At 68.9% G+C, this 15,868-nt stretch carries 15 protein-coding genes; 5 read left to right on the forward strand and 10 right to left on the reverse strand.

What is annotated here, in order from left to right:
- Positions 1-104: 104 nt before the first annotated feature.
- From ACFVH5_RS31830 to ACFVH5_RS31840, 3 genes are all read right to left on the reverse strand, one after another.
- Positions 105-1,343, reverse strand: a complete 1,239-nt coding sequence (locus ACFVH5_RS31830) for an NtaA/DmoA family FMN-dependent monooxygenase (RefSeq protein WP_385837173.1) — start codon at positions 1,341-1,343, stop codon at positions 105-107.
- Positions 1,321-1,872: a hypothetical protein gene (locus tag ACFVH5_RS31835; RefSeq protein WP_385837174.1), complete on the reverse strand. Its 552-nt coding sequence runs from the start codon at positions 1,870-1,872 to the stop codon at positions 1,321-1,323. The genes ACFVH5_RS31830 and ACFVH5_RS31835 overlap by 23 nt, the downstream gene beginning before the upstream one ends.
- 206 nt (positions 1,873-2,078) lie before the next feature.
- Complete coding sequence (locus ACFVH5_RS31840) at positions 2,079-2,765, reverse strand: alpha/beta fold hydrolase (protein WP_385837175.1); 687 nt, start codon at positions 2,763-2,765, stop codon at positions 2,079-2,081.
- 243 nt (positions 2,766-3,008) lie between these two features.
- Here ACFVH5_RS31840 and ACFVH5_RS31845 point away from each other — a divergent pair, with 243 nt between their 5' ends.
- Complete coding sequence (locus ACFVH5_RS31845) at positions 3,009-3,971, forward strand: helix-turn-helix transcriptional regulator (protein WP_385837176.1); 963 nt, start codon at positions 3,009-3,011, stop codon at positions 3,969-3,971.
- A gap of 356 nt (positions 3,972-4,327) precedes the next feature.
- On the opposite strand, the gene ACFVH5_RS31850 is transcribed toward ACFVH5_RS31845, so the two are convergent.
- On the reverse strand, positions 4,328-5,095 hold the full coding sequence (locus ACFVH5_RS31850; RefSeq protein WP_385837177.1) for an enoyl-CoA hydratase/isomerase family protein: 768 nt from the start codon (positions 5,093-5,095) through the stop codon (positions 4,328-4,330).
- A 347-nt stretch (positions 5,096-5,442) separates the two neighbouring features.
- Between ACFVH5_RS31850 and ACFVH5_RS31855 the strand changes: the two genes are divergently transcribed.
- Positions 5,443-6,336, forward strand: coding sequence for a LysR family transcriptional regulator (locus ACFVH5_RS31855; RefSeq protein ID WP_385837179.1), 894 nt, complete (start codon positions 5,443-5,445; stop codon positions 6,334-6,336).
- A gap of 109 nt (positions 6,337-6,445) precedes the next feature.
- On the opposite strand, the gene ACFVH5_RS31860 is transcribed toward ACFVH5_RS31855, so the two are convergent.
- Positions 6,446-7,354: an SDR family NAD(P)-dependent oxidoreductase gene (locus tag ACFVH5_RS31860; RefSeq protein ID WP_385837180.1), complete on the reverse strand. Its 909-nt coding sequence runs from the start codon at positions 7,352-7,354 to the stop codon at positions 6,446-6,448.
- A gap of 122 nt (positions 7,355-7,476) precedes the next feature.
- Positions 7,477-8,934 carry an aldehyde dehydrogenase family protein gene (locus ACFVH5_RS31865; RefSeq protein WP_385837181.1) on the reverse strand — a complete coding sequence of 486 codons (1,458 nt, stop codon included), beginning with the start codon at positions 8,932-8,934 and terminating at the stop codon, positions 7,477-7,479.
- Positions 8,935-9,111: 177 nt separating this feature from the next.
- Between ACFVH5_RS31865 and ACFVH5_RS31870 the strand changes: the two genes are divergently transcribed.
- Entirely contained in the window at positions 9,112-9,981 is an 870-nt protein-coding gene (locus tag ACFVH5_RS31870; RefSeq protein WP_385837182.1) for a helix-turn-helix domain-containing protein, read from the forward strand.
- Between the two features lie 224 nt (positions 9,982-10,205).
- Here ACFVH5_RS31870 and ACFVH5_RS31875 read toward each other — a convergent pair whose 3' ends face one another.
- The 3 genes from ACFVH5_RS31875 to ACFVH5_RS31885 form a co-directional block, all read right to left on the reverse strand.
- A complete protein-coding gene (locus ACFVH5_RS31875) occupies positions 10,206-11,000 on the reverse strand; it encodes a hypothetical protein (RefSeq protein ID WP_385837183.1) in 795 nt (264 codons plus the stop codon).
- 523 nt (positions 11,001-11,523) lie between these two features.
- Positions 11,524-12,006, reverse strand: a complete 483-nt coding sequence (locus ACFVH5_RS31880; RefSeq protein ID WP_385837184.1) for a hypothetical protein — start codon at positions 12,004-12,006, stop codon at positions 11,524-11,526.
- 57 nt (positions 12,007-12,063) lie between these two features.
- A complete protein-coding gene (locus ACFVH5_RS31885) occupies positions 12,064-12,966 on the reverse strand; it encodes a hypothetical protein (RefSeq protein WP_385837185.1) in 903 nt (300 codons plus the stop codon).
- A 231-nt stretch (positions 12,967-13,197) separates the two neighbouring features.
- Here ACFVH5_RS31885 and ACFVH5_RS31890 point away from each other — a divergent pair, with 231 nt between their 5' ends.
- The gene (locus ACFVH5_RS31890) at positions 13,198-13,515 is read left to right on the forward strand and encodes a hypothetical protein (protein ID WP_385837186.1); all 318 of its coding nucleotides are present in this window, start codon (positions 13,198-13,200) and stop codon (positions 13,513-13,515) included.
- A 209-nt stretch (positions 13,516-13,724) separates the two neighbouring features.
- Entirely contained in the window at positions 13,725-14,387 is a 663-nt protein-coding gene (locus ACFVH5_RS31895) for a hypothetical protein (protein WP_385837187.1), read from the forward strand.
- Here the strand turns inward: ACFVH5_RS31895 and ACFVH5_RS31900 are convergent.
- Entirely contained in the window at positions 14,356-15,489 is a 1,134-nt protein-coding gene (locus tag ACFVH5_RS31900) for a hypothetical protein (RefSeq protein ID WP_385837188.1), read from the reverse strand. The two genes, ACFVH5_RS31895 and ACFVH5_RS31900, sit on opposite strands and share 32 nt — an antisense overlap.
- Positions 15,490-15,868 lie beyond the last annotated feature (379 nt).

A 15,868-nucleotide genomic window follows, 5' to 3' on the forward strand; every position in this document is an offset into this window, starting at 1 on the left:
GGGGGGCGGGGGGGGTGCCCCCTTTTTCGGGGGGCGGCCCCCCCCCCCACGACCCTGCAGGGCGGGGCCAGGCAGGTCGACGATGTCGTCCAGACCGTCGGGGATCAGGTACGGCGTGACATTGAAGCCGTCCACGGCACCGTGCCGGACGTAGTGGGCGAACTTGTCCGCGAGGCCGGCCGGAGCGCCGACGTGACCGCGCTGGGGACCGAGCGCGATGACGGTCCCGCGGAGCGACCAGCCGTGCGCCTCCGCTTCTCCCGCCACTCGGCGACCACCTCGCGCGGATCGGTGACGCGCCAGGCGCCGAAGGAGCCGTCGTTCTCTGCGACGACCGGGTCCTGCTCAAGCAACGGCCCGTCGGCGTCGCGGTCGGAGAGGTCCAGACCCCACAGGAGCCCGGCGATGCCCAATGCCATCGCCGGAGTGACCTGTTGCAGGCGGATCCACCGCTTCTTCTCCAGCGCCTCCTCCTCGGTGGCCCCGATGATGATCTCCGTGCCCGGGAGAATGCGCAGGTCGTCGTCGGGCCGGCCGACGGCACGCAGGCGATGCCGGAGGTCGTCGGCGAAAGCGAGCGCGTCGTCGAAGTCGTTGCCGTGCGCGGAGAAGACGACGTCGGCGTTGCGGGCGGCGAAGTCGCGCCCCTCGCCGGAATCCCCGGCCTGGAAGATCACGGGGTGGCCCTGGGCGCTCCTCGGCAGTGTGGGGACGAGGTTCACCTCGAACTGGGCTCCCTGGTGGCGGACTTGACGTACGCCGCCGAGGGCCGCCCAGGCGGGAGCACCGGCGGAGCCGGAGACGGCCCGGTCGCCCCAGGCGTCCCAGACCGCCCGGGCCACGGTCAGGAACTCCTCGGCGCGCCGGTAGCGGTCGGCGTGGTCGAGGTAGCCGCCGCGCCGGAAGTTGGCGCCGGTCCAGGCGTTGTCGGTGGTCACCACGTTCCAGCCTGCGCGGCCTTCTGAGAGCAGGTCGAGACCGGAGAGACGGCGGGCGAGGTCGGCGGGCTCGTTGAAGGTGGTGTTGGACGTACTCACGAGGCCGATCCGCTCGGTGACGGCGGCCAGCGCGGCGAGCTGGGTGATGGCGTCGGGTCGTCCAGCGATGTCCAGGTCGTGGATGCGGCCGTCGACCTCGCGCAGCCGCAGCCCCTCCCCCAGGAAGAACGCGTCGAACAGACCCCGTTCGGCGGTCCGGGCGACGCGCCGGTAGCCGACGGGGTCCATCTGGGAGCCGCTGGCCTGGTCGGACCAGATGGTCCAGTGGCTGACGCCCTGGAAGAAGACGCCGAGGTGGAGCTGCGCGTCGGACCGGGGGACGTCAAGGGGGTCGGTGCGGGTCATCGGGTCTCCTCCCGAGCCGAAGTCGCCGAGGTGGCGTAACGGTTGGCGGGTCGTTCCAGTCCCAGATGGGTCCGCAGGGACACGCCGGGCAGCGGGCGAACGGCGTGGCGGCGCTCGAAGAGGTGGGGCAGGACCAGCCGGAGAGCACGTTCAGGTCCTCGTCGACGGCGAGCGGGGGCAGGCGCACGCCGTCCACGACGCCCCTCAACCGCTCCAGCAGGGCGGTGAGTCCGGCTGCGGAACCGACATGGCGCAGCCGTCCGCTGTCGGCCCAGGGCGCGTGGCGCTCAAGGTCGGCGAGCCGCTCCTCGGCTGTGGCGTGCGGGGTGTCGAGGGCGACTTCGACCTCCGCGAAGGTACGCGGCGTTCCGGCGGCGGTCGCAAGCACACGCGGGAAGGTGCGTCCACCACACGTCCTGACCCGTGAGACACCCATGCCGTGCTGGTGCTCGCAGTTCGTGTTGTGGTTGTCCGGGCGCATGGCCGTGCTCGTGACCCGCCGCCACGTCGACTGCGTGCGTGTCACCACGACGGGTTGTTCCGCCGGGAAGAGCCGGGCGGCAGCGGCCCCGCTGTGCGACCTGATGGAGCAGCTTCCGTAGCGTCACCGCGCCCTGGCCGCCAGATACGGCAAGCTCGCGGTGCGCTCGTGCGACTGACGGTTCTTGTTGTGGCCATCAACGAGCGGCTGTGATCAGCTCGCCCAAGGCTTTGCCCATGCCCGGAATTCCCCCGTCAAGCCGCGTCGGCTGCTGCGGCCAAAATCCGGGCCAGTTCGGCCGGCTGCGTGACCATGGGCCAGTGGCCTGAGTCGATGTCGGCGAAGTCGACGTGCTTGGCCCGAGCGAGTTCCGGGGCGTCGCCGTCGTTGATACATTCCCGCGCCTGCTCGGGCGTGAACTCCGGACAAACGACCACGACCCGAACGTCGAACCGCCGTTCGTCCGACAGCCGCACCACTCCCTTAGTCACGCCTGCGGGCACGGCAATCGCGGCATTCGCAAACTCCCGCCTGGCCTCGTCGTCAAGGTCGGCGGCGTCCGGTCCCTCGAACGGGCCCCAGCCAGGGAAGGGCATGACGCCGTCACTCACGTCGAAGAAGTCAGCGTACGGCTGGCCGTCGGCGGTGGGAAAACCACCGATGAGGGCGACCTTCGCCAGCCGCTCCGGCCGCCGGTCGGCGGCCAGCCAGGCCAGCGTGCAGGCGGCGGAGTGCCCCACCACCATGGGCCTGCCGGGCGCCGCGTCCACCGCGGCGAGCACCGTCGCCAACTGATCGTCGAGCGTGGCGGACACGTTGCCGTCCCCCTGGCCAGGGAGGGTGAGCGGCACGGGGCGATGGCCGAGCGGCTCCAGCGCGGACGCGACGCGGTCCCATACGGATCCGTTCAGCCACAGGCCACCGATGAGCAGAATGTCCATGGTCAGTTCCCCTTCTCCGACTTCATGGATGTCACCGTAGGAGGTGATCCGGACAATCCACTGCCGGTTTATCCGGTGACCGCTCAAGCGCCCCGCGCGAAGACCTCTGGCGGCCCACGGATGGAAACCAGACCCCGTTGCCCAGGCATTACGGGCCTGGGGCGACGGACTCCTTCGACCGCGGAGCCCGGCGGAGCCCGGCGGAGCCCAGCGGAGCCCAGCGGAGCGGATTAGCCTGCTCGTGTGCCGAACGATCTCAGCCCCACCGCGCGTGCCCTGCGCGCCCTGGAGATTCTCCAGACCCGCCCCGGTACGACAGCCGGCGAACTCGCCGTGCGACTGGGCGTCACTGAGCGGGCCGCGCGTCGGTATGTCGAGATCCTCCGCGAGGCCGGCATCCCGGTGGAGTCGGCCCGGGGGCCGCACGGCGGGTACCGGCTGGGGCGCGGGACGAGGCTGCCCCCCGTGCACTTCACGCAGTCCGAGGCCATCGGCCTGGTGATGGCGGTACTCAGCGGCCAGCCGACCGCGGCCGACACCGACGACCTGATCGGCACCGCGCTGGGCAAGGTCGTCAAGGCGCTCCCGGAGAACGTCGGCCAACAGGCGGCAATGCTGCGGGAGTACGCGTCTGGCGCAGCGGATCAGTACGCGGCCCACCCCGATCCGGCCATCACCAGCGAACTCGTCGAGGCCATCGCGGCCCGGCGTCGCGTGTCGGTCACGTACGGCAGCGAGGCGGGCAACGAGTGGGAGGCGGAGGTGGATCCCTGGTCCATCGTCATCCGCTACGGGCGCTGGTACTTGCTGTGCCACTCCCATCGCGCGGACGCGATCCGCACGTACCGGGTCGACCGGGTCCGCGCGGTCCGGCCGACCGAGTACGGGTTCGAGCCTCCCGAGGGCCTCGACCCGGTAGCGGTGCTTGAGGAGAACCTGGGTCTCGGATGGGAGTTCTGCACCCGTGTGGTGTTCGACGCTCCCCCGACCGAGGTGGCCCCGTGGATCCGCCCGCCCATGGGACGGCTTGAGCCCCTGAAGGACGGATGCGTACTGGTCGGCAGCACCCGCAACCCGGACATGTACGCGCAGGATTGGCTGGCGGGGATACCGTTCGCCTTCCGCGTCGAGGGCGGGGAGGAACTGCGGGCCTCGGTTGCGGCGCTCGCGGCGCGTTTCAGCGCCGCCGTGGCAGACCAGCCGTGATCGTGTCTTTCGGAAGTGGCCAGCTGCGCGGTGCGGTGTGTTGGCGCTCGTGGCGCCGCGAGGCCAGAAGCCGGGGAAGAGGGCTACCAGGTTCGCCAGGGTGACTGTCCCAGTCATCTGGACGTCGTCCTCGGACTGGTTGCGGCCGTAGACGAGGCCGTAGGACGGTCTCCGCAGTGCCCGTGACGGTGGCGGCCGGTTCGGCCGGCTCGCACGGATACAGGTCCAGTTCTGCGCCGAGGTCCAGCAGCACGGTGCGGTCCAGGTCGGTCAGGGCCAGAGTGAGCTGCTTCGAGCCAGAGGCGCAGGTTGTCGGCCCTGGCCGGTGGCGGGACTCTGTTGCATCGGGTGCCCACTCACTGCTGCTGGTAGGCGAGGTCGGCGGCGGTGAGCCCTTCGAGGGCCATGCCGACCTGGAGGCCCTCGGCCATACGGCGGCTGATGCGCTGACGCAGGGTGACAGCCAGGTAGCGGGTGAGGAGCTGGGGCTTGGCGGCCAGGTCTTCAGCGAGTTGCTGGGCGCGGGGCAGGACCTCCTCCAGGGGCAGGACCTCGGCGACGGCGCCCCAGCGTTCGGCCTGCTCGGCGGTGAAGGAACCCTGGGTGAGGGTCAGGTAGCGGGCGCGGTTGACGCCCAGTGCTTCCTCCCAGGCGATCTGGATGCCGTCGCCGGGGACGACGCCGAAGGTCAGATGGGGGAAGTCGGAGAAGACGGTGGTGTCGGCGGCGAGGACGATGTCCGCGAGCAGGGCGTACTCGCTGTGGACGGACGCGGGGCCGTTGACCGCGGCGACGATGGGCATCTCCAGGTCGACCAGGCGCTGGAGCACGCGGCGGCCCTCGGCGATGGTGCGGTCCCACTGGGCGGGCTTGGTGATGTCGCCCAGGCTCGCACCGTCGATGTCGGTCATGAACCGGTCACCGGTGCCGGTCAGCACCAGGACCCGGTTGTCGCGGTCCTCACCGATCTCGAACAGGGCCCGCGGGAAGTCGGAGTGCGTCTCGCCGGTGAAGGTGGCCGGACCGTCATCGGTGTGGAAACGCAGCGTGAGCACACCCGACGCCGTACGGGTCATCGCCAGGTTCTTGAACGCGGTGAAATAGGACGGGAACTGCTCGGACACGGAAAGCTCCTCGGTAGAGGGGTGGGCAGTCGTTCCGCCCTGTGCCCTCTACTCAACTCCTGGCCCGGCATCCCGCATAGCGCCAGGCCAGAGCACTTTCCGAGGGCCGCTATAAGCACCGCGAATGGGGGTCGGACGTGGCTCCGACACCCTGCGCGTCAGACCCCAGGACCTTGCTGGGCCCTGTCGCCGCGGCGGTGACGGCAGGTGTGCCCGCACCGGGAGCCGAGGGCGCACGTCTCACGGACAGCTACACCATGGACGTACGAGTCATACACGTCGTCCACACGGAGGTGCATACGCAGGCGCGAGGGCGCGCCGTCCGCGAAGCGTGATGCGATAGGCGCATGGAGATCAGAGCGATGCGTGCGTTCGTGGCGGTTGTGGAAGAGGGCGGCCTGTCCGCGGCGGCACGGCGGCTGCACATCAGCCAGCCCGCACTCTCCCAGACGGTGGGAGCCCTGGAGCGCGAGTTCGGCCAGCAACTGCTCATCCGTTCCTCCACCGGCGTACAGGCCACCGAGACCGGTCTGACACTGCTCTCCGAGGCACGTGCCGTACTCGCCCACTGCGACCAGGCACTCGCGGTCATGACCGCGCGGACGGGGCAGCGTGCCACCACGCTCCGGATCGGTATCCCTCTGGAACTGCCCGCCGACCTGCTGTCCAAGGCCCTGCTCGACCTGTCCACCGCCCATCCCGGAACGCGCGTCACCGTCCGGCACCTGTCCACCTCCGCGCAGGTCGCACTGCTTCACAGCGGCGACCTTGAGCTGGGACTGCTGCGCGAACGCCCCCAGGGGCAGGAGTTCGACGCGATGCTGGTCGTCAAGGAACAGCTGGGAGTCCTGGTCGCGGCGGAGCGCGGCGCCGACCTGACCGGCCCTGACGGCATTCCCCTGGATGCGCTGAACGAACTCAGCTGGGTCGGCTTCCCGCGCTCGGGCAGCCCGGCCTGGTACGACGAGCTCACCGCCGTCCTGCGCAGCCACGGCATCGACCCGGGCCCGCCGGTCCCCGACGGGCAGCCACTGATCGCCGAGGTCAAACTCGCTTCCGTCAGTGCCGGCCGCGCCTTCACCCTGGCACCGCCGAGCTGGTCCCAGCCCCTGCCCGACACCATCACCTGGTTCCCGCTCGCCGGCCACCCCATCGTCCGGCGCACCTGGGCCGTCTGGAACGCAGGATCCCACCGCCCGGACCTCGGCCACCTGATCGCCGCCCTCGACCAGCCCCGATGACTGAACCTGCCTGCATGGCCGATCTCCAGATGCTGCCGGGCGTACGACAGCGGAGGCTGGTTGGTGCCGAGGCTGATGACGGGCCGCTGCGCGCGCCCGATCCAACCAGCTACGCGTGTCGTCCCGCGGTGGCCGGGGCGGACTTGGCCTTGTCCGGGTAGTGCTTGCGCAGATCGGACATGGTCATCCGATCGAACACCCGGTCGGGAAGGAGGCTGGAGGCACGGATGAGGAAGGTGGTCAACGCGCCGATGGTGTAGCGAGTGCGGGGCCTGCGGTCCGTCGCCGCCTTGGCGATCCATCGAGCCGCGGTGTCGGAGGTCGCACCGGCCTCGGTGAACGCGGCCACGTGGGAGGGAATCGCCTGCATCAAGGCGCCGTACCGCTCGTTCTGCTCCAAGGTCATCCGGGTGGTGAGGTCGCTCAGGCCCGAAAGTCCGACGCGGGCCATCTCGGTCTTGACACCGCCCGGCTCCACGATCACCACCTGCACGCCGTGCGGGGCCAGTTCGTTGCGCAGGGTGTCGCTCAGCGCCTCCACCGCGTGCTTGCTGCTGCCGTAGACGCCGTAACCGGCCATGGACACCTTGCCGTTCATCGAGCTGATGTTGACGACGCGGCCCTTGCTGCGCACCAGGGCGGGCAGCAGTGCCTGGGTGAGAGCGACGGTCCCGAAGACATTCACCTCGAACACGCGCCGCCATTCGTCGAGCGGCACCACCTCGACCGGTCCCGCGCAGGGGAGGCCGGCGTTGTTGATGAGTGCCCGCACGGCGCGGCGGTGCGGGTCGCCGTCGATGCGTGCCACCAGCGCCGCGATGTGCTCCTGGTCGGTGATGTCGAGGATCACCGGTTCGACGCCGGCGGCCAGGAGTGCCTCGCCGTCGCTGTCCCGGCGTACGCCGGCAAGGACATGGAATCCGCGCCGGGCCATCTCCCTCGCGGTGGCCGCGCCCATCCCGGTCGACGCCCCGGTCACGACGACGATTTCCTGAGTTTGCGGTGACTTCTTGGACATGCTGTGCTCCTGGGAGAACTGGTACGAACAGTGGCTCATGCCGGTCGGGCCGTCGGAGGGAACTCCGCGGTCCTGACCTCCGCATCGAGCCGGGATGTGGGCGGCCCTGCCAACCGCGGCCCTCAGTGCTGTCGTGGCACGGCGGTGGCGTAGGTCTTGATGTTCTGGAACTCGCCGATGGCCGAGGGACCGCACAGCACACCGATTCCGCTCTGCTTGAAACCGCCCTGCTCGAAGTGCTCGGACATCGAGCCCCAGGTGTTGACCCACATCCCGCCGAACCGGAGCTCGCGTCCGACCCGGCGGGCCCGGAAGTCGTCGTGGGTGTACAGCGCGGCGGCCAGGCCGAAGTCGGTGGCGTTCGCCCGCTGGATCGCGTCGGCCTCGTCCTCGAAGATCTCGAAGGTCTGGACCGGACCGAAGACTTCCTGCTGCACCAGGGGGACATCGAGCCGCTCCACCTCCAGCAGCGCAGGACGAAAGAACGCGCCACCCGCCAGAGCGGGGTCGGTGACGGGCCCGCCCCTGACGATGACCTTGGCATAGGAGGAGGCATCCTCGACGATGCTGTCGACCCTCACGACGGCGGCCCTGTCGATCAGAGGTCCGAGCTGGGTGGAGGGATCCTCGGCAGGCCCGACCCTGACCGCCTCCAGTGCCGCGGCCAGCCGCGTGCGCAGTTCATCGGCGATGCCCCGCTGTACGAGCACGCGCGAGCCGGTACAGCAGAACTGCCCGTTCATCAGGATGGATGCCATCACCAACTGCGGGACGACGGTGTCGAGTTCGGCGTCCTCAAAGACGATCAGCGGGGTCTTCCCGCCCAGTTCGAGGTTGAGCCGCTTGAGGGTCGGCGCGGCAGCGGCGGCGATGAGGCGGCCGACGTGGGTGCTGCCGGTGTAGCTGAGCACATCCACGTCCGCCGACTCGACCAGCGCCGGTGCCACCTCGTTGCCCGCCTCGGTGAGGATGTTGACCACCCCCGGGGGCAGGGATTCGGTGGCGGCGACGGCCTCGGCGAGCAGGGAGTTGGTCAGGGCGGTCTGTCCGGGCAGCTTCACCACGGTGGTGCAGCCCGCGCCGATCGCCGGACCGAGAGCTCGCACCGTCAGGCATATCGGGGAGTTCCACGGCGAGATGATGCCGGCGACCCCCATCGCCTCGGGCGACGAGTGGAAGTACTGGCCCGGCGTCGGCTCGGCGGCCCGGCCTGCCACCTGCGTGAGTGCGGACGCGGCGCTGTAGCGCAGCCAGTCGACGGAGATCGCGGCCTCCCAGGCCGTTTCGTCCAGTCGCTTGCCGTTCTCCCGGGTCAGGGTCCGGCTCAGAGCGGGGATACGTTCGGCGATCCGGTCGGCCAGCTCGAACAGGGCCCGGGAGCGCAGCGCCGGATCACGGGACCAGCCGGTGGTGTCGAAGGCGGCACGTGCCGCGACGATCGCGGCCTCGGCCTCCGCGCGGCCCGCCGAGACGTACGTGCCGACGACCTCGCCGGTGGAGGGGTTGACCGACTCCTGTACGGAGCCGGACTCACTCCACCCTCCGTTGATCAGGTTCCGGGCGAGCGTGTTTTCGGACATTGGCCTCGGCCTCTCGTAGTGGACTGCCAGGCAATCGCCCGCTCGAACCTGAGAGGTTCAGGTGCGGTGCCTGCTGCGACCACTGTCGACCGGCGTGAGGGCCCCAACCAGTGCAACGGACAACGGTAGGAACGGCAGTACCACCCTCACCACGAGCCGGGCGGTGATACTGGAACGGTGACCGAGGAACAGAATCAGCTGGGCACAGCACTGCGTCGCTGGCGCGACCGGCTCGCACCTGCCGACGTGGGTCTGCCCGCCACAGGCCGACGCCGGGCCACGGGCCTGCGCCGCGAGGAGCTTGCCGCACTCGCCGGACTCTCCGTGGACTACCTCGTCCGCCTGGAACAGGGACGCGCCAGCCGCCCCTCCGAACAGGTCGCTGCCGCACTGGCCCGCGCACTGCACCTTGAGGTGTCCGAACGGGATCACCTCTACCGTCTCGCACACCTTCCCCTGCCGGGATCCGGGCGCATCTCCACCCACATCCCGCCCAGCGTGCAGCGCCTGCTCGCCGCCCTCACCGATCAGGCACTGGGCGTCTTCGCCGCGGACTGGACACTCATCACGTGCACCGGGCTGTGGGCCGCACTGTTCGGGGAGCCCGCGCAGCCCCCCGCGGACCAGCGCAACCTCGTGCTCGAAACGTTCCTGCCCACGCCCAGTTCCGGCCCTCTGCCTCGGTCCGAACGCGGCCGGGAAGCCCTGGAAGCCGCCCTCGTCGCCGACCTGCGTACCGCACAGGGCACCTTCCCGGACGACCCCCGCCTGCGCGGACTCATCCAGGAATGCACCACCCGCAGTCCCCGCTTCGCGCAGCTCTGGTCACAGGGCGTCGCGGGCGCACTCGGCCATGACCGCAAGACCGTCACCCATCCCTCCGTGGGAGACATCACCCTCGACTGCGACATCCTCACCGTTCCCGGATCGGATCTCAGGATCGTCGCCTACACCGCGGCCGCCGGAACACCCTCCGCGGAACAACTCGACTTCCTCAGAGTCACCGCCACACGCGCCCCGCTGGTCTCCCCCACTGGCAATTCCTGAGCGGTTCCGACGCGGGACGCGGGGCAACCGCGCGACGGGCGACCCGGGCGGGTAGGGGCCTCACTCTGCGGACCGACAAGGCCAGGAGCGCGGGCGCTGCACTCCTGCTCCCAGGAGGGCAGCGCCCGTGAGACGGCGATCACCTCTGCGGGGACGGCAGCCCGTTCAGCGAACGGCGACGGCCGGGCTGCGGCCCGCAGCGGTCCGCTTTCCGTGAAGTGCTGTCAGGTGCCGGGCTTGGGGTACAGCTGGTTCAGGACCGCGAAATCGTCCGACGACGGATGCTGGGGGAACTCCGGGTCCGACATGCAGCTGTTGGTCGAGTTGTTCGCTTCGAGACCGAGAGCGTGTCCCATTTCGTGGCAGGCGACGCTGCGCCGGGCCGCGTAGGTGTTCGGAGTGACTTGGTCGTTGAGTTTCACCGTGACGGTTCCATCCACGAAGTAGCCGTTGGACGTCGACGCTTCGGTCAAGCCATACCAGTCCGTGCCGTAACTGCCGCTGTACACGTGGACGCAGTGGCGTCCGCCTCCTGGACATCCGGCCGTGTACCAACGGTAGTAGGCATCGATCCCCGGGGCCTGGTACCAGTCGACCCGGGCGTCGGTCACCGGCCAGGTGTCCCCGCTGTGGTCCAGGTAGTACACCTGCGGGTCGTTGAACGGTCCGTAGTCCCACTTGTGGTTGCACCACGCGGCAGCGGTGCCGACGAACGGCGCGCAACGGGCGAGGATGGTGGCGTTCTTGGAGTCCGCATTCTGTACGCCGCGGACGCCCTGCTGACGCAAGGTGGTCCTCAGTTGCTCGGCCGTCACACCGGGTGCCGGGGTGTAGATGGCGGTGTATGTCGTCCCGTCGGCCTGCGGCTGAACGACGTAGACGCCGTGGTCGTCTGTTGCGGCCGCTGCCACAGCGGGGGCCGGCGAGGTGGTCGACTCGGCGTACCCGGCCGGAGCGGCGAGGGCGACGATCAGTGCCGCTGCTGCCAGTCCGACAACGGCTCTGGCTCTTCGTAACATGTGTGGTTCCCCCTGTCCGACCAGTGACCGTGCCCGCTGCAGTGAGCGGAACGCTGAACGGCCACCGATTGCGACCCAGAGTGGCATGAGCGCGTCATTTCCGGACAGGAGTGAACCGGCCACGCAAGGCGGCACCGTCCGTACTTTCCCGGGAACCGTTCCGGAGCTTTGACAGCTCGACGAGTCTGACGGCAGCCTCCGTGCCGCCGCACTATCACTGCCGTAAGTGTGTTGGCGCTAGTGCCTCACTGCGACACCCGGGTCCCGGGCGCGCCGAAGGGGAGAGAGTCAGAGCGATAAGGAGGCTGGGAGACTCTAGCCGAAGGTCATGGACCGCTTCTGGATGCGGGATCGTCCGGCGACGTTGCACGAGAGCGGCCAGTTCGGCCAGTAACCGGGCCGAGCCGGGCCGTGTCATCGTGTTTGTACGCCAGCGGGTCCTGGCCGCGACCACGGCCAGGACCCGCATCCACACAAGGTTGGCGGCCGTCCCGGCCTATGCGAGCTGCGACGGGACGGGCCGTCAGGTCAAGGGGTTGGTGCAGCCCGACGTCCAGAGGTGGGAGCTGATCACGTTGTTTGCGTTCGTCGACGTACTCCCCAGTTTGAGGACGTTGTCCCGCAGGTCGTCGACGTAGAGCTCACTCCAGGCAAGGCAGCCCCGCACACCCTCGTGGCTCGCGTCCGCGTAGAACATGACGTTGTTGACGCCACCGGCGTACGTTCCGGTGTTCAGCAGGGAAGTCGCCTTGTCGTTGGCCGGCTTCCGGAACGGGCCCGAGGCGTCGTTCCAGTTGCCATCGTCACCCTGGGCAGCGCCAAGTTGCTCGTAGCAGTCCACCGCGTCGTACGCCCGCACGTAGCCGTCACCCTGATAAGACCTGTACAAACTGGCACAGTTGGGTCCTGCGACACGGTCGGGAGCGGCCTGTGCGGGGCCGGTGAGCAGCGTGCCCGCCGCCACGGTGACGACTGCCACCGCCAGCGCGGTTCGGATCTTACGCATGTGTCTCCTTCGGTTTCCTGGTTTCGGTCCCTGGCTGATCGGCCAGGTACAGGTGGATCAGTCAGCGGCAGCGATGCGGTCAGCCCGCCGCAGGGCGGCCAGCTTCATCCGGTTCCTGGTGGCGATCTCGTCGGCGTATCGCGCACGCACCGGATCGCCGTACTCACGGTCCAGTCGGGAAAAGATGCCGCGCAGCGAGGTCCGCCGGGCGCAGGTGGCATCCGCGACAGCGACGCCCACCTCGATGGCATGCGCCTTCGAAGCGCCCAGACCCGCGGCCTGTTTGCGCACGTCGGCACGGGCCACGTCCGAGTCGGCGTAGTCGTCGCCCGTCATGCCGCGCATGCAACCGGACCACGCCTTCATGGCCCGCGTGAAACGCGGGTCGCGCATGACCTTGGGGACATACACCCCGCTGAGGTCCGTGGCGATCTTGTCGGCCTGGAAGAACGCCTCCGCGTCGCCGTACAACTCGTTCCGGGCGGAGTGCATGCAACCGCCGCCCGGGCTGCGCACCGTCCCTCCCGAGGGCAACCGAGCAGAAAGCATCGGGGTGTCTCGACCGCCCCGAAGAGCAGTGGTGTAGCGCTCGCGCTCCGCCGGCGTCAGACCCTTCTGATACGAGAGGTTCCTGTCGCGCTTCTTCGCCTCGAAGAACGCCTGCCGCAGCCGCTCGCCGTAGCCATGCTCGCGCGCCCACCCGACGTCATCCTGGACGAAGCGGTAGGTGAAGGCGCGGAACGTGTCGGCGTCCACACGCGGAAACACCCAGTAGCGAAAGCCCCTCTCCGCCATGCACCGTTGGACCAGACGCTGTTCGGCCTGGTCCACCCGGCCCTGTTCGGTGAGGCTGAGTTGACGGGCCGGGCCCTCGGTCACCGCCGACGCCGTCGGACGCACCGGACTCGACGTACAGCCCGTCAGCACGGTGAGGGTGGATATCACCGTGGCGATGGTCATAATGCTGCTCTGTCGCCCCCGTGGCACGTTATTTCAGTCCTTACGCTGTGACTGGCTCTCGATGAGGGCTGGTTCCCCCCGTTCCACACACGAGGATGCGCGCCACGGTTCGCCCTGTCTTTACGGGTGAGTGCACAGGCCTTTAGTCTGCGCGCACAGTCACACACCGCCGGCAAGACTCACCCGGAGAAAGGCCGCGCAGCGCGGGGCCTTCGGCGTGGGGCCCTCGGCGTGGGGCAGAGCGCCCTGCACGGTTCGCAGTCGGTCCTTCTCTGGGAACTGTTCGAGACCCGGTACGGCTCCACCGCGATCGTCTTCTCCCGCGAGCTGGACGTGATGGTGCTCGACGGCACGACACCCTTCATCGCCACCGCTCTCGTCGCCGTCGCCGTCGCCGTCGCCGTCGCCGACGACCCTTGGCTGGTCGTCAGGTTCATCACCGTCTTCCAGCACTCACTTTGGCGGGCCCTCACCATGGCCGCGCACCCGCACCCGCACGACGCCAACGCCTCTCGTCATGGCCTCATTTCGGCAACCCGAGCATCGTAAGAAGAATGCGCTGTAGCTCGGTGCAGTCCTGCGGAGTGACCCTCGCCAGCCTGCGGTCGTACTCCGCCGCGAGGGCCGCAAGCGCGCGATCCCGGGCCTGTACACCTTCAGCGGTCAGTACGAGCCGGTGCCGCCGCAGGTCCGCTTCGTCGATCTCACGTCCGCAGCGCGTCGGCGTCCTCGGCATCTGTGCCGGCGGGGGCTACGCCGTGCACACCGCTCGCACCGACCACCGCATCAAGGCGGTCACAACGGTCGTCCCCGGCAACATGGGTACGTCGTTCCGCAGTTTCCAGCCGGACGGTCCGGCCGCCGCCCTGGACGCCCTGGCCGACGCACGCACCGAGGAGTCCCGCACCGGAGAACCGGCTCGCGTGAACTGGCTGCCCGACACCTTGGAGGAGGCCCAGGCAGTCGGTGCGACCGACATCGACACGACACGGGCGATCACCTATTACCGCACCGAACGAGGTGGCAACGAGTACTCCACCAACCGCCGTCTCGCGCGCGGCGACTCACTGCTGCTGGGCTACGACGCGTATCACCTGGTCGACCAGCTCATGACCCAGCCACTACAGGTCATTCTCGCCGGACGCATCGGCAACACCGGCTCCTACGAATCCGGCATGCAGTTGTGGAACCTGGCCCCCAACCCGGTCGATCTCATGGTGGTCGACGGCGCCCACGGCCGACCGCAGCTGGCCTCGGCCCGCCAGAACCGGTTGAACACACGGCTTCCTCCGCGGCGATCTCCGGCCTGTCAACGGTCACTCGTACGACCCCGCGGCATGCGCCTCCCGAAGGGAGACGTCGCTCACGACGCCGGGCGGTGGTGGCGCTTCAGTCGAGCATCTGCAGTGCGAGAACCATGACCAGTACCGCAATCAGGATCGCCGCCACGGCAATGCCCCCGAGTCGGACCATCCTCGGCCTCGCCGGCCTCCTGACGACCTTGATGCCGCCATCGGCCCCCGGCCCATCAGGGAAGGCGAAGTACACCCAATCCGGGTCGGCGGCCACCGTGACCCGGGCCACGGGCAGATAGCGAAGGACCGCCAGGCGTCGCACCTCGACCTCTTTGCGCGGCAAATGGGGCGCGATGCGCTCGCGATGGGGTTCCGGCAGGTCGACGGGAAGTTCGTCGGTGACGTCCTTCAACAACACCTTGCGCCACCCGTCCGTCCGGTACGTCGGCCACCAGAGGTGGGCCGGGGCCCGGTCTCGCTCATGGTCCGCGCCGACAGGGTGGGAGATCTCCGCCGCGGTCCAAGTGGTGACAAAGCCGGTGCCGTTGCATGCCTCATGCCGGAAACGTTTCGAGCCCTTGCAGGCATCGCAGGCGCGGTGTCCTTTGCCCTTACACACAGTGCAGGCCACCGTCCCGTTGCCGACGCACTTGGGGCAGGCCACGTCGTGCGCCCCGCAACGCCTGCACCAGTCGGTCCGCGACTTGCCCTGAGCGTTCCCGGACGGCCGTCGGCTGCCCCGCTTGCCTGTGCCTGCGCATGACCAGCATGCGTCGCTGCCACCGCCACAGGCTTTGCACTTCACGTTCTCCGGGCAGGTCTGCGTGCCGCTGCCGCCACACACCCCGCAACTCTGTCTGCCGCCCTTGCACTCCGCGCACACAACCTCGGCGACCGAGCCCTGCAACACCAGCACCACGGGCTGCGTCGGGGCGAAGCCCGAGGGCACCGGGACATGATGGGTGGCAAGGTGAATATAGGACGGCTGCTTGGAAACGTGCTTCAGCTTCTTTCCCGGCGCACTCCGCTGAATTCCCTCACGCCGTTTCTCGTATCGCCGATCGATACGGAAGTCGAGCAACGGCCGCGCCGACAGCTCCGCCGTACCGGGCGCAATCAACCGTGAGGCTTCACCGCTCCCGCCGAGATGGAGCTCGACCGCCTGAAGCATTTCTTCGTCGGACGGATGGGATGATCCAGCGGTTTCGGATGGATCCGGCGGTCCCATGGCCAACCCCGCTCCCCTGGTCGACGTTACCGGGAAGCAGAGTACGGTCCACCTGACACCGCATCAAGAGGGCCTGTGGGCAATGCTTTTCGGCTATTGACCGAATCACTTACGGAGCCGCACTCCGGGGCCACACGCCACTTCGATCGCGTTGTCGATCATCGCCATCAAGCGCTTGAGGCTGATGGTCTCAATGCCCAATCGAAACCGTCCGCCTGACACGGCCAGGCCCAGCGCAACAACCGGCCCTCCACCGACACAACGGACTCGCACACATTTTCTTCACGAATCACTGCAACCTTTTCCACATCAGGACTGTCACCGTCTGCATGCACCGCATCACTGCGGGCTGGCAGGCCTGATCTCGCCACGACAAAGC

The organism is Streptomyces sp. NPDC127119, assembly GCF_042677425.1.
Taxonomy (GTDB): domain Bacteria; phylum Actinomycetota; class Actinomycetes; order Streptomycetales; family Streptomycetaceae; genus Streptomyces.

What these genes read in the sequence shown, in the direction of transcription:
- ACFVH5_RS31830 (WP_385837173.1), bottom strand. Translation starts at nt 1,343, where the DNA reads ATGACCCGCACCGACCCCCTTGACGTCCCCCGGTCCGACGCGCAGCTC.
- ACFVH5_RS31840 (WP_385837175.1), bottom strand. Translation starts at nt 2,765, where the DNA reads ATGGACATTCTGCTCATCGGTGGCCTGTGGCTGAACGGATCCGTATGG.
- ACFVH5_RS31855 (WP_385837179.1), top strand. Translation starts at nt 5,443, where the DNA reads ATGGAGATCAGAGCGATGCGTGCGTTCGTGGCGGTTGTGGAAGAGGGC.
- ACFVH5_RS31860 (WP_385837180.1), bottom strand. Translation starts at nt 7,354, where the DNA reads ATGTCCAAGAAGTCACCGCAAACTCAGGAAATCGTCGTCGTGACCGGG.
- ACFVH5_RS31865 (WP_385837181.1), bottom strand. Translation starts at nt 8,934, where the DNA reads ATGTCCGAAAACACGCTCGCCCGGAACCTGATCAACGGAGGGTGGAGT.
- ACFVH5_RS31875 (WP_385837183.1), bottom strand. Translation starts at nt 11,000, where the DNA reads ATGTTACGAAGAGCCAGAGCCGTTGTCGGACTGGCAGCAGCGGCACTG.
- ACFVH5_RS31880 (WP_385837184.1), bottom strand. Translation starts at nt 12,006, where the DNA reads ATGCGTAAGATCCGAACCGCGCTGGCGGTGGCAGTCGTCACCGTGGCG.
- ACFVH5_RS31885 (WP_385837185.1), bottom strand. Translation starts at nt 12,966, where the DNA reads ATGACCATCGCCACGGTGATATCCACCCTCACCGTGCTGACGGGCTGT.
- ACFVH5_RS31900 (WP_385837188.1), bottom strand. Translation starts at nt 15,489, where the DNA reads ATGGGACCGCCGGATCCATCCGAAACCGCTGGATCATCCCATCCGTCC.